The organism is Clostridium lamae (assembly GCF_033043255.1).
Lineage (GTDB): Bacteria > Bacillota > Clostridia > Clostridiales > Clostridiaceae > Clostridium > Clostridium lamae.
The window spans coordinates 49298-62262 of record NZ_JASCQJ010000010.1; the positions used below are offsets into that span (position 1 = coordinate 49298).

The 12965-nt window shown below is 28.0% G+C and carries 16 protein-coding genes, 1 tRNA gene and 1 other annotated feature; of the genes, 11 read left to right on the forward strand and 6 right to left on the reverse strand.

The features are described 5' to 3' along the window. Positions 1-14: 14 nt before the first annotated feature. The 4 genes from QK892_RS07225 to QK892_RS07240 all read right to left on the reverse strand — a co-directional run bounded on the left by QK892_RS07225 (position 15) and on the right by QK892_RS07240 (position 2935). Positions 15-179 carry a hypothetical protein gene (locus tag QK892_RS07225; RefSeq protein ID WP_317272868.1) on the reverse strand — a complete coding sequence of 55 codons (165 nt, stop codon included), beginning with the start codon at positions 177-179 and terminating at the stop codon, positions 15-17. Between the two features lie 117 nt (positions 180-296). Continuing rightward, positions 297-1052, reverse strand: a complete 756-nt coding sequence (dapB, locus tag QK892_RS07230; protein ID WP_317272869.1) for a 4-hydroxy-tetrahydrodipicolinate reductase — start codon at positions 1050-1052, stop codon at positions 297-299. Between the two features lie 9 nt (positions 1053-1061). Next, complete coding sequence (dapA, locus tag QK892_RS07235) at positions 1062-1943, reverse strand: 4-hydroxy-tetrahydrodipicolinate synthase (protein ID WP_317272870.1); 882 nt, start codon at positions 1941-1943, stop codon at positions 1062-1064. After that, the gene (locus tag QK892_RS07240; RefSeq protein ID WP_317272871.1) at positions 1943-2935 is read right to left on the reverse strand and encodes an aspartate-semialdehyde dehydrogenase; all 993 of its coding nucleotides are present in this window, start codon (positions 2933-2935) and stop codon (positions 1943-1945) included. The genes dapA and QK892_RS07240 overlap by 1 nt, the downstream gene beginning before the upstream one ends. Before the next feature lie 192 nt (positions 2936-3127). On the opposite strand from QK892_RS07240, the gene QK892_RS07245 reads away from it, so the two are divergent. The 3 genes from QK892_RS07245 (at position 3128) to hslO (ending at position 5113) form a co-directional block, all read left to right on the forward strand. Next, positions 3128-3379, forward strand: coding sequence for a small, acid-soluble spore protein, alpha/beta type (locus QK892_RS07245; RefSeq protein ID WP_317272872.1), 252 nt, complete (start codon positions 3128-3130; stop codon positions 3377-3379). Between the two features lie 94 nt (positions 3380-3473). Further along, entirely contained in the window at positions 3474-4208 is a 735-nt protein-coding gene (locus tag QK892_RS07250; RefSeq protein WP_317272873.1) for a class I SAM-dependent DNA methyltransferase, read from the forward strand. A gap of 20 nt (positions 4209-4228) precedes the next feature. Further along, on the forward strand, positions 4229-5113 hold the full coding sequence (hslO, locus tag QK892_RS07255; RefSeq protein ID WP_317272874.1) for an Hsp33 family molecular chaperone HslO: 885 nt from the start codon (positions 4229-4231) through the stop codon (positions 5111-5113). Between the two features lie 50 nt (positions 5114-5163). Here hslO and QK892_RS07260 read toward each other — a convergent pair. Continuing rightward, positions 5164-5238 (reverse strand) — tRNA-Cys (locus QK892_RS07260). 98 nt (positions 5239-5336) lie between these two features. Here QK892_RS07260 and QK892_RS07265 point away from each other — a divergent pair. Beyond that, positions 5337-5996, forward strand: coding sequence for an HD domain-containing protein (locus QK892_RS07265; protein WP_317272912.1), 660 nt, complete (start codon positions 5337-5339; stop codon positions 5994-5996). Positions 5997-6105: 109 nt separating this feature from the next. On the opposite strand, the gene QK892_RS07270 is transcribed toward QK892_RS07265, so the two are convergent. After that, positions 6106-6807 (reverse strand): DUF6873 family GME fold protein, encoded by a 702-nt coding sequence (locus tag QK892_RS07270; protein ID WP_317272875.1) that lies wholly within the window; start codon positions 6805-6807, stop codon positions 6106-6108. 128 nt (positions 6808-6935) lie between these two features. Between QK892_RS07270 and ytxC the strand changes: the two genes are divergently transcribed. The 7 genes from ytxC (at position 6936) to pheS (ending at position 12947) form a co-directional block, all read left to right on the forward strand. Further along, a complete protein-coding gene (gene ytxC / locus QK892_RS07275) occupies positions 6936-7826 on the forward strand; it encodes a putative sporulation protein YtxC (RefSeq protein WP_317272876.1) in 891 nt (296 codons plus the stop codon). Between the two features lie 244 nt (positions 7827-8070). Next, positions 8071-8268 (forward strand): 50S ribosomal protein L35, encoded by a 198-nt coding sequence (gene rpmI / locus QK892_RS07280; protein WP_073019840.1) that lies wholly within the window; start codon positions 8071-8073, stop codon positions 8266-8268. Between the two features lie 20 nt (positions 8269-8288). After that, on the forward strand, positions 8289-8648 hold the full coding sequence (gene rplT / locus QK892_RS07285) for a 50S ribosomal protein L20 (RefSeq protein ID WP_317272877.1): 360 nt from the start codon (positions 8289-8291) through the stop codon (positions 8646-8648). A gap of 106 nt (positions 8649-8754) precedes the next feature. Continuing rightward, positions 8755-10095: a TrkH family potassium uptake protein gene (locus QK892_RS07290; RefSeq protein WP_317272878.1), complete on the forward strand. Its 1341-nt coding sequence runs from the start codon at positions 8755-8757 to the stop codon at positions 10093-10095. 13 nt (positions 10096-10108) lie between these two features. Further along, positions 10109-10777 (forward strand): potassium channel family protein, encoded by a 669-nt coding sequence (locus QK892_RS07295; RefSeq protein ID WP_317272879.1) that lies wholly within the window; start codon positions 10109-10111, stop codon positions 10775-10777. A 13-nt stretch (positions 10778-10790) separates the two neighbouring features. After that, positions 10791-11573, forward strand: coding sequence for a TrmH family RNA methyltransferase (locus tag QK892_RS07300; protein ID WP_317272880.1), 783 nt, complete (start codon positions 10791-10793; stop codon positions 11571-11573). A gap of 66 nt (positions 11574-11639) precedes the next feature. Beyond that, positions 11640-11856: a binding site (T-box leader), on the forward strand. A 71-nt stretch (positions 11857-11927) separates the two neighbouring features. Beyond that, the gene (gene pheS / locus QK892_RS07305; protein ID WP_317272881.1) at positions 11928-12947 is read left to right on the forward strand and encodes a phenylalanine--tRNA ligase subunit alpha; all 1020 of its coding nucleotides are present in this window, start codon (positions 11928-11930) and stop codon (positions 12945-12947) included. Positions 12948-12965: the final 18 nt, after the last annotated feature.

Below are 12965 nucleotides of genomic sequence, written 5' to 3' on the forward strand. Positions count from 1 at the left end.
TTGACTCTTCTTTTTTAATTACCTGCTCTATTAAAATCTTGACTAGAAAATCCTTCTCTTTTAATTGATTTATGTTTTGCGTTTGGATTATGATTATGTCCTTCTTCTGTTATTGGTGTTTGATAATTACATTTCTCCATTCTGGATTTTTTATTATCAGGTTGACTATCCTTTGGCATTGGAAACCCTCCTTTAAATGTTTATATTATATTTTTACACTTTATTTAAAATTTAAACTGGAAATAAAAAGCTAAAATATAATAAAGTTAGGTTGTCTTAAAGACAACCTAACTCATTTAAATACCCAAGACATCTTCCATACTATATAGTTTAGGTGCAATGATATCTTTCATATATTCAGCAGCTTTTAGTGCACCTACAGCAAATACTTCTCTAGATGAAGCTTTATGTGATAATTCTATAATTTCTCCAGCACCGGAGAATAGAATATCATGATCACCAACTATAGAACCACCTCTTATAGAATGAATACCTATTTCATTTTTTTCTCTTTTGGCAATTCCATTTCTACCATAGATGAAATTACTTTCATCTGGTATCGAGTCTTTTATTGTATTTGCTAATAAAAGAGCAGTACCACTAGGAGAATCTACTTTTTGATTGTGGTGTTTTTCTATAATCTCAATATCATAATTATCATATAAAGTTGGGACAATTTTTTTTAATAAGAAATTTAGTAAATTAATCCCTAAAGACATATTAGCAGATTTAAAAATTGGTATCAGATTACTTTTTTCGTTAATTAACTTTAATTCATCTTCATTATATCCTGTAGAACATAAAATAATAGGCTTATTTTTTCTTATTGATAAATTAAGTAAACTCTCAAGTGCTTCTGGTCTTGAAAAATCAATTAATACATCATATTCTGTATCTACTTCATCTGCATTACTAAATACCTTAAAATTATAGTTATTATTAGGATATCTATCTATACCAGCTATTATTTCAATATTAGGGAAGTTTTTTGAAGTGTTCACTATTTCTTGTCCCATTTTTCCACAACAACCATTTAATAATATTTTTACCATAGTTCCTCCTTAAATTAAATTATATTTTCTTAATGTTTCTCTTAATAATGAAAGATTAGTATTATCCATTTCATATAATGGTAATCTAAAGCTTCCAACTTCCTTGCCCATAAAATTTAAAGCTGTTTTTACAGGTATTGGGTTTGTTTCTATAAAAAGCATTTTTATCAATTCTATTGCATTCAATTGAAGATTTGTAGCCTTTTTAATATCACCATTTAAGTAGGCATAAACCATATCATGAACTTCTCTTGGTACAATATTTGATAAAACTGATATAGCACCTATCCCGCCTAAAGACATTATTGGTATTATTTGATCATCATTTCCAGAGTATATATCCATGCTATCTTTGCATAAAGCTTTCATTTCTGCAATTTGACTGATATTACTGCTAGCTTCCTTAATGGCAACGATATTTTTAAGTTTACTTAATTCTAATAGTTGCTTTGGAGTTATATTAACACCGGTTCTACTAGGAACATTATATAATATTATAGGAGTATTGACCTCATTATTAATTGCTTCAAAATGCTTAAGCAAACCTTTATGGTTGGTTTTATTATAATATGGAGTTATTAATAATAAGCCATCAACACCAACAGATTCTGCATATTTACTCATTTGAATGGAAGCATCTGTGTTATTTGTTCCAGTACCAGCAATAACAGGTATTCTTTTGTTTACTGTATCAACTGTAAACTTAATTGCTTTTTCTTTTTCTTCTTTAGTCATTGTACTTGCTTCACCTGTAGTACCGCAAATAACAATAGCATCTGTTTTTTCTTCTATTTGCCATTCTATTAGTTCCTTTAATTTAGCATAATTAATTTCATTATCAGTGCTGAATGGCGTTACAATAGCAACTGCAGAGCCTTTAAAAATTGACATTAATCATCACTCCCTATTAATAGTTCGGCTATTTGAACTGCATTTAAAGCAGCTCCTTTCCTAATATTATCAGCAACTACCCATAGATTTAGCCCGTTTTCTAAGCTATAATCTCTTCGTATGCGACCAATAAAAACATCATCTTTTCCACTTACTTGTAAAGCAGTAGGATATTTAAGCTTAGATACATCATCATAAAGTGTTATTCCCTTTGTATTATTAAATAAATTAAAAATATCGTTTAATTCAAATGGTTTTTCTAGTTCTATATTAATACTTTCACTATGGCTATTTAAAACAGGTACCCTAACAGCAGTTGCTGTAATTTTTAAGTTAGAATTATGAAGGATTTTCTTTGTTTCTTCTATCATCTTAACTTCTTCCTTTGTATAACCATTTTCAAGAAATACGTCAATATGCGGTAGACAATTTCCTGCAATTGGATAAGGAAATTTTTTAGGGCCTTCTCCTTTTAAACCATCTTGTAAATCTAAAATTCCTTGTATACCAGCTCCTGAAACTGCTTGATAAGTAGAGTAGACTATTCTTTTAATTCCATAGTTGTCAGATAAAACTTTTAATGGAAGCATAGCTTGAATTGTAGAACAATTTGGATTTGCTATTATACCATTATGCCATTTGATGTCTTCTGGATTAACCTCTGGTACAACTAATGGAACATTTTTATCCATTCTAAAAGCACTAGAATTATCGATGACAATAGCTCCGTATGAAGAAAATATCGGAGAATACTTTAAACTTACATCACCACCAGCTGAAAATAATGCAAAATCTATTTTTTTATTTTTGATATTTTCTTCAGCAGTTTCTTCAACAATATATTCTTCTTCTTTATATAAAAGCTTTAAACCAGCTGATCTTTTAGATGCAAAAAGATATAGGTTTTTAATTGGAAAGTTCCTTTCTTCTAGAATTTCTAAGAATTTTCTACCTACGTTACCAGTAGCCCCAACTATAGCAACATTGTACATAACATTTTCCCCCTTTTTGTTATAGTAAGTATAAAAATATACTTACTAATAACTATAGTCAAATTTTTCAAAAAATTCAATACTTTATTATAATATATAGATTTCTATCTTATATAGTGATAAATAATTTTGGCAGTATATTCAAAAGCGATTTGGGAAAACTATAGATATTATATTATAGGGGGTACATAAATGAGTAAAACACCGCTTAAGAAAATTATAAAATCAAAAATTAAGTCAAATAAGGAACTTAATGATGCAGAAGTTCTTAGAGAAAAAATTAAATATGAAATTGCAGAGGAATTGGGATTAAAGGACAAAGTTGATTCTTATGGATGGGGAGGATTAACTGCAGAAGAAACTGGAAGAATAGGAGGTATAATGACTAAGAGAAAAAGAATGTTAAAAATACCAACGAATGATGAAATTTTAGGCAGAAAGTGATTTATTTTATAATCCTTTATTATGTAGCATTGACTAAAGGAAAAATTACATTTAATATAGTTTTAGAAAAGTATTAAGGTGGGGGGGAATTACTTTGGCATATGGAGACTTTGCAGAAATTTATGATGAATTAATTTATGAAGATATAAATTATGATTCTATGTGTTCAAGGGTAATAGAAATATGTAATAAAGAAGGAATAACATTTAATAATTATTTAGATTTAGCTTGCGGTACAGGAAATTTAACTTTGAGGTTAGCTAAAGGTTTTAATGAGTCGTTTGCTGTTGACCTATCTGAAGATATGTTACGAGAAGCTTTTGAAAAATTAAAAAAAGAAAAAGTTAAATGTAAAATAGTCTGTCAAGATATGAGCGAATTTACTTTAAATCGAAAATTTGATTTAATTACATCAGTATTAGATTCAACGAACTATATAATTGAAGAGGATAAACTTGTTAATTATTTAGTTAGAGTTAAGGAACACTTAAATGACAATGGTTTATTTATTTTTGATATAAATTCATATTATAAGCTTTCAAATATTTTAGGAAACAATATATATACTTATAGTGAGGAAGAAGTTTTTTATACATGGGAAAATACTTTTGAAGAAGATTTACTAAGTATGTATTTGACTTTTTTTGTTAAGAGAGGCGATTTATTTGAAAGATTTGAAGAAGAACATTTAGAAAAAGCATATACTGAAGAATTTATAGAAGAAAAACTAAATACTGTTGGATTAAAAATACTAGGAAAATTTGATGGATATACAGATAAAAAAGTAAATGATAAAACTGAAAGAATTGTATATGTAGTAAAAAAATAAATTAAAATGGAGGAATTTTAATGGATAAAATAATAAGAGCAACAGCAAAGGATGGAATGATTAGAATAATTGCTGGTGAAACAACAAATTTGGTAAATACAGGTACAAGTGTTCATGAGTGTGCTCCAGTTGCAGCAGCAGCTTTAGGAAGAATGCTAACAGCAGGAGCTTTAATGGGTGTGACTTTAAAATCAGATAAGGAAGTTATGACATTAAAAATAAATGGTGGAGGGGAAGCCAAAGGAATCACTGTAACCGCTTATGAAGGTGGAGTTGTTAAAGGTTTTATAGGCAATCCTTATGGAAATTTACCTTTAAACTCTAAAGGTAAATTAGATGTAGGTGGATATGTAGGAATAAATGGTGAATTTACTGTTATTAAAGATTTAGGAATGAAGGATCCTTATGTTGGTCAAGTTCCTATATATACTGGAGAAATAGGTGAAGATTTAGCATATTATTTTACAGTTTCTGAGCAAACTCCATCTGCAGTTGCATTAGGTGTATTAGTTGATAAAGACTATTCAATAAAGGTAGCTGGTGGTTTTATAATTCAAATGATGCCAGATGCAGATGAACTACTTTCAGATTTACTTACATATAGATTAGAAGAAATTCCTTCAATAACAACAATGTTATTAGAACATGGAAGTATTGAAAAAGTTATAGAATATATATTTGATGGAATGGATTTAAATATATTAGAAGAGGTATCACCAGAATTTAAATGTAATTGCACAAGAGAAAAAGTTGAGTCTGTTTTAATTTCTATAGGAGAAAAAGACTTAGAAGAAATATATAATGACGGTAAAGAAGAAGAAATTAAATGTAATTTTTGTAATGCAGCATATAAGTTTTCTAATGAAGAAATTGGTAAAATTTTAAATCAAGCTAGACAAAAATAGTATGTAAAAAAACGCACTGAATGTTTTAATTTCAGTGCGTTTTATATTATTGGAGGCACCACCCAGATTTGAACTGGGGAATAAAGGTTTTGCAGACCTCTGCCTTGCCACTTGGCTATAGTGCCTAGTATATTTATAGATTATGCTGTAAAGTAAATTTTGATACATAAAATAAATTTTAAAATTCTTGAAATAATATATTTAGGAGGCGATAAATTTGGATATGTTTAAAGAATTAAATAATATATTGATAAATAAAGAGAAACCTTCGATAGCAATAGAGCTTCTAATGAATAATTCAGATTTTAAACAAAGTCATTTAGGTATTTTAAATAAGTTGAAAAATGTACCTCAAGATAAAGAGTTTCACCCTGAAGGTAATGTATGGAATCATACTAAGTTAGTTATTGACAACGCAGCTAAGATTAAAGGTTTTTCAGAAGATAGTAATAGTTTTATGTGGGCAGCGTTATTTCATGATATTGGTAAAATTGAAACCACAAAATTTATTAAAGGAAGATATAGATCATATAATCACGATAAGGTTGGAAAAAATGTTACAAAGAATATATTAATTAATTATATGGATGAAGAAAAAGCTAATAAAATAGCTGAAATTGTAAGTTTCCATATGCATCATATATATATATTGAAAGACTTACCATTTTCTAATATTCCTGAATTGATAAAGAGTAGATACTATGATGATATTATAATGCTTTTTATTTGTGATAAGTTGGGGCGTGGGAATAATACCTATGATGAAAAAGAAAAAGCATTAAATGAAGTAAATATAATTTTAGACAAGCTACAAAAAGAAGATAATAAAATTAATGATTCTATTACGAAAAAATTCAAAGAAATAAAAAATATATTAATATAGATATATGAAAAATAAAAACACCTCAAAATGTAATTTTAATACTTTGAGGTGTTTTTATATATTATAAAATTAGAAACATTTATATATGAATAACGTATTATATAAAAGACTAAATAATGAAGATGCTACCTCTATCATGTAACTTTTCATCACTTAAATATATAGGATTAACATTATGCTTTTTTAAAAAAGCTTTAACTTCATAACCATATTTATAATATTTTAAATTACCAAAGAAAGCCATGGTTTCATCATTAATTAACCCACCTGAACCGCCTATAAATCCATAGTTTAAGCCTTTTAAAATAATATCTCCAGGAGGGATTAACAGTATGTCAAATCCATATTTTGATAAAACTTTATAAATGCCGATATCGCTTGTTATTAAGGCTTTATTATTTACAGGTAGACATGAACATTTTGTATAACCTTGCTTTACATTAATTAAAGTTTTTTCAGTTTGATATTTTAATAGATTTTTATCTGAATAATTCAAGTTGTGTACAAAATAATCTTCTAAGATTAAAGCATTAAGAAAGATGTTGCTAGGATAAGTTTCCTTTAAAGAATTTTCACTTTCAATATATTTGATATTTAAATCAGATAATTTTTTTTTGAAGTTTTCATCTATATTCCTATTAATTATTATTTTTTTTAACTTTTTATCTAATATATTCATTTGGATATCTGCATGACCATTAATAGCCTCGTAAACAGTATGGCATTTAGGGATTTCAATTATGTTTAAATTCAAAGAGTTTAAAGCTTCTTTTTCTCTTGTTGTGGTTCTGTAATCTATAAAGCAAATCATATTAATCTCCTAGTATATTTTTTTGTATATTATAAGATATTAATATATATTTGTCGATTATTAAGAAATAATTTTTGAATATAGATATTTTTTTTATACATACTATTATTAGAAAGGGAGTGGAGTCCATGCTTGTATTAAAAATTATTTACAACAGTGATTTGAATTTTGTAAATGAAATTCAAGAGTTAAGGTTAGTGCTGAAGAAAAAAGACATAAAAATAGGAGTTGTAGAAAGTGTGGAATTAGATAATCATATAATAAAAATATTATGTGATGATAATAGTTATAATGAAAGAGTTAAAGATATTATAAATTTATATATAAGTAATGTATTATATAAGGTGGTTTTAAATGAATATAAAGAGAAGGAGATGTTTGGATACTTAACAGAAAATTATTACTTCCTTAAACAAGAGGAAATAATAGAAGTTGAAGAAGAAATAATGAATGTATTCTTAGAAAATAAATCTTTAAATTTTGATAATTTAATATACTGTCTAAATAAAGTAAATAATATCATTGAAAAAATAAAAAGCTGTTTAGAAGAAAATTCAGTAATGAATATTGATGGGTTCATAAGATTTAGAATGAAGGAATTAAGAGAAGATATAGAAAATGTAATAGATAAGGTAATTGAGGGTTACATGGTTGAAAAAGAATACAAAGAATTTATAAAGCTATTAAAATACTTTGTAGATATACAAGAAAGTAAGATAGAAGAAATTAATATTGTAATAGGTGAATCAGGAAATTATTCTATAGTAGATAGAAATAAAAACGATATCTTTAATGAGTTTATGAAAGAACTAATAGAATGTAAAGTAGATAGTGATGTAAAAATGGAGGATATAATTATAAGTGGATTAATAACAAATTCTCCGAAAAGGGTAATTATACATGGCAGAAATAATTGTACAAATAAAGAGTTCATGGATACGATAGAAAGTGTTTTTGAAAATAAGGTAAGCTTTTGTAGTGGATGCGAATTATGTGCAGAAAAGCAAGTTAAATTGTAATTTAATATTGACAAGTTTTTTACCAAATAATATAATTACTAGTGTTAAGAAGGAACTTAGCCGTTTCTCACCTTACGGCAAAGCTTAGTAAGGTATTATATTCTAATTTAATTGATTTATATAATAAATTAAAGAGATGAATATTATGAGGACGGCTTAATGCTGTCTTTTTTATTTTACAAGCTTTTAAGTAATGATATTTTTTAGTTTGTTATTAAGCATAATTTGAGAGGAGGATTTTATTATGCCAAAAATGAAAACACACAGAGGTGCAGCAAAAAGATTTAGAAAGACTGGAACTGGAAAGTTAAAGAGAGCTAAAGCTTTTAAGAGCCATATATTAACTAAAAAAAGCTCTAAGAGAAAGAGAAACTTAAGAAAAGCAGCTTATGTTTCAACTACTCAAGAAAAAGCAATGAAAAAGTTATTACCATATTTATAAGATTATAGGAGGATTGGAGCATGGCAAGAGTTAAAAGAGCGGTTAATTCACGTAAAAATCATAAAAAAGTATTAAAGCTTGCAAAAGGTTACTATGGTGGAAAGAGCAGATTATTTAAGACTGCTAATGAATCAGTAATAAGAGCATTAAGAAATGCATATGTTGGTAGAAGATTAAAGAAGAGAGATTTTAGAAGACTTTGGATAGCTAGAATAAATGCAGCTACAAGAATGAATGGTCTTTCTTACTCAAAATTTATAAATGGAATCAAATTAGCTGGCATAGATATGAACAGAAAAATGTTATCTGAAATAGCAATAAATGATTCAAAGGCATTTGCAGATTTAGTAGAATTAGCAAAAAGTCAATTAAACAAGTAACATACTGCGACCTAAAGGTCGCATTTTTTGTAGATTAATATAATAATATAGAGAAAAATAGTGTATAATAATTTATATAAATTATGTGTATCTAAGAGGTGAGGGTGTGCAGAATGTGTTTAAAAATAAAACGAAGTTAAATGGAGTGCAAATTTTAGCATTAGGATTCCTGATGGTTATTATTATAGGTGCAATTATTTTATCATTACCTATATCATCAAGAAGTGGTGAACCAACAAATTTCTTAGATGCAATATTTACATCTACGTCAGCAGTATGTGTTACTGGCTTAATTACGTTAAATACTAGTACTCATTGGAATACTTTTGGGCAAACGGTTATAATGACACTTATAGAAATAGGTGGATTAGGGTTTATGTCATTTGCAGTGTTAATTTCCTTAATTTTAGGTAAAAAAATAACTTTAAGAGAAAGATTAGTAATGCAAGAAGCAATGAATACATTCTCGATTCAAGGTCTTGTTAGAATGGTTAAATATGTGTTGATATTTACTGTTTCTGTACAATTTTTTGGAGCTTTATTATTATCTACTCAATTTGTTCCCGAATATGGAATATCAAAAGGCGTTTTTTATAGCATTTTTCATTCGATATCTGCATTTTGTAATGCGGGATTTGATTTGTTTGGAACCAGTCTTGTGGGTTATTCTAGTAATAGTGTGGTAATATTAGTTATTAGTGCTTTAATAATAATAGGTGGACTAGGTTTCACTGTTTTACTAGAACTATATAATTTTAATGGTATTAAGAAACTATCACTTCATGCCAAGTTAGTTATTATAACATCTTTAATATTGGTTTTTGGTGGTACTATATTAATGTTACTATTTGAATATAATAACACACAAACGATTGCTGATATGAATATAAAAGATAAATTATTAAATTCATTTTTTGCGTCAGTAACTCCAAGAACTGCTGGATTTAACAGTGTATCAACAAGCGGTATGACATTAGCAAGCAAATCATTAACTATAATTCTAATGCTTATAGGTGGATCTCCAGGCTCTACAGCAGGTGGATTAAAAACAGTAACTTGTGGGATTTTAGTTCTTACAGTTATTTCAGTAATTAAAGGAAGAGAAGATGTAGAATGTTTTGGTAGAAGATTTACAAAAGAACTAGTTTATAAAGCATTTACTATCGTTTTTATCGGTTTATCTTTAGTTATTGGTGTTACTATGATATTATCTTACACAGAAGTTGGCGTAAGCTTTATCGATTTACTTTATGAGACATCATCAGCTTTAGGAACTGTTGGGTTAACTCTTGACCTTACACCAAGTTTAAGTCCAATAGGGAAAATTCTTATTATGATAATGATGTACTTAGGAAGAGTAGGTCCACTTACTGTAATGTTGGCACTAACAAGAAATCGTAAAAAATCAGGATACAAATATCCAGAAGGAAAAATTTTAATTGGTTAGGGAGATGAATAAGTTGTTAAATAAACAATTTGTAATAATAGGACTTGGTAGATTTGGTTCATCTATAGCTAAGACATTATATTCTTTAGGAAATGATGTATTGGCTATAGATAAAGATGAAGATGTAGTTCAAGAAATAGCAGATAGTGTGACTCATGCAGTTCAATTAGATGCAACCGATGAGAATGCATTAAGATCATTAGGAATAAGAAACTTTGATGTTGCAGTTGTTACTATTGGAGATAACATTCAATCAAGTATTATGGCGACACTATTAGTTAAGGAACTTGGTGTTAAATATATAATAGCAAAAGGACATAGTGATTTACATGCTAAGGTCTTATATAAAATTGGAGCGGATAGAGTTGTTCTTCCAGAAAAGGATATGGGAATTAGGGTTGCTCATAATTTAGTTTCTGCAAATATATTAGACTACATTGAACTTTCTGAAGATTATAGTGTTATGGAAATTCAAGTTTTAAAAGAATGGTCAGGAAATACTTTAAAAGAATTAAAGCTTAGAAGTAAATATGGAATAAATGTAATGGCTATAAAAAGAGGCGATGAGGTGAATTTATCTCCATCAGCAGATGACATTATTGAAGAAAATGATATAATAGTTGCTATAGGTTCAGCAGAAGACTTAAGTAGATTAGAAGGTATGATAGTTAAATCAAATTAATGAGGTGTCTATTTTGATTTATATAGAAAGTAAGGATAATAGTTTCTTTAAAAATATTAAGAAACTTAAAGAAAGAAGATTTAGAGATAAAGAAGGATTGTTTATAATAGAAGGATTAAGATTAACGGAAGAAGCTATAAGAGCGGGTATGGATATAGAATATGTTATTATATCAAAGGACTATGAAGAAAAATTTCAAAGTTTTTTTGTTGAAAATAGTATATTAACTTCAAAAACAAATATTTTAGCTAATAATTTATTTATGCAAATAGCTTCTACAGAAAATCCTCAAGGAATCCTAGCTGTTGTTAGAAAAAAGAATAGTATAAAAAAGTTAAATGGAGATTTCTATTTAATTTGCGATAAGGTCCAAGATCCGGGAAATCTTGGAACTATAATTAGGACAGCTCATGCAGCAGGAGTAGATGGAATTATATTAACTAAGGGAACAGTAGATATATATAATGATAAAACTATTAGATCTACTATGGGATCTATTTTTTATATTCCAATTTTTTATGATGATGAATACTATAGTATTATTAAAGAGCTAAAAGAAAAGGGATTTAATTTAGTTGCAACTTCTTTAAGTGAATCAAAAAATTTTTTTGAGGAGAATCTTAAGGGAAAGACTATTTTAGCAGTTGGAAATGAAGGAAATGGTATAAGTGATGAACTTTTTGAATTAGCAGATAAAAAGGTTAAAATACCTATGCCTGGTGGAGCAGAGTCACTAAATGTATCTATTGCGACTTCAATAATACTATTCGAAAAAGTTAGACAGAATTTACTTTAGTAATAAATAGAGAATTGCTATTGAAATTAATTATTTTTATTTGTATAATAAATTGTAAATGAATATGTAAAGACTGTGAATGAGAGAGTAAATATAAAGGACTTTTCAGGGAGAAACAGCCTTAGACTGGAAGCTGTTTTATAGAAATTTATATTGAAGTTCGCTCAGGAGTCCTAGAAGTGAAATAATAGTAGTTTCTAGCGGGTTTTCCGTTATTTAAATTAAGTTGGGTTATACTTTTGTATGACCAATTAGGGTGGTAACGCGACACTTCGTCCCTTTTATGGGGACGGAGTTTTTTTGTTATTTAGAAAAGTATATTTTTCTAATTATATTTTAAGGGAGGAAAAAAACATGCAAGAAAAGTTAATGTCTATTAAAGAATATGCATTTAATGAATTAACAAATGCAGATAGTAGCTCAAAATTAGAAGAAATAAGAGTAAAGTATTTAGGTAAAAAAGGGGAATTAACTACTATACTAAGAAGTATGGGAGGTTTATCTAAAGAAGAAAGACCAATTGTAGGTAAGCTTGTTAATGAAGTAAAAAAAGAAGTAGAAGATAAGATTGAAGAAAAGCTTAATGTAATTAAGGAAAAAGAAAAAAATGACAAATTAGCTTCTGAAATTATAGATATTTCTATGCCTGGAAAGAAAAATATAATAGGTAAGAGACATCCACTTGATTTAACTTTAGAAAGTATGAAAGACATCTTTATATCTATGGGATTCACTGTAGAAGAAGGTCCAGAAGTGGAATTAGATTATTATAATTTTGAAGCCTTAAATATACCTAAGAATCATCCAGCAAGAAGTGAGCAAGATACTTTTTATGTAAATGATAATTTAGTATTAAGAACTCAAACTTCACCAGTTCAAATAAGAGTTATGGAAAACCAAACTCCACCAATAAAGATGATAGGACCAGGTAAGGTTTATAGATCAGATGCAGTTGATGCTACTCACTCACCAATATTCTATCAAATGGAAGGGCTGGTAATTGATAAGGGAGTAACTTTTGCTGACCTTAAAGGGACGTTAGAACTTTTTGCAAAAAAAATGTTTGGAGATAAGGTTAAAACTAAATTTAGACCTCATCACTTCCCATTCACAGAACCTTCAGCAGAAATGGATGCAACTTGTTTCGTTTGCGAAGGTGAGGGATGTAGAGTTTGTAAAGGAAGCGGTTGGATAGAATTATTAGGATGTGGAATGGTTCATCCTGAGGTGCTTAGAAACTGTGGGATAGATCCTGAAGTATATAGTGGATTTGCCTTCGGATTTGGTGTTGATAGAATGGTTATGCTTAAGTACGGTATTGATGACATCAGATTATTATATGAAAGTGATATGAGATTCTTAAATCAATTTTAATTAACAGGAGGTAAATGA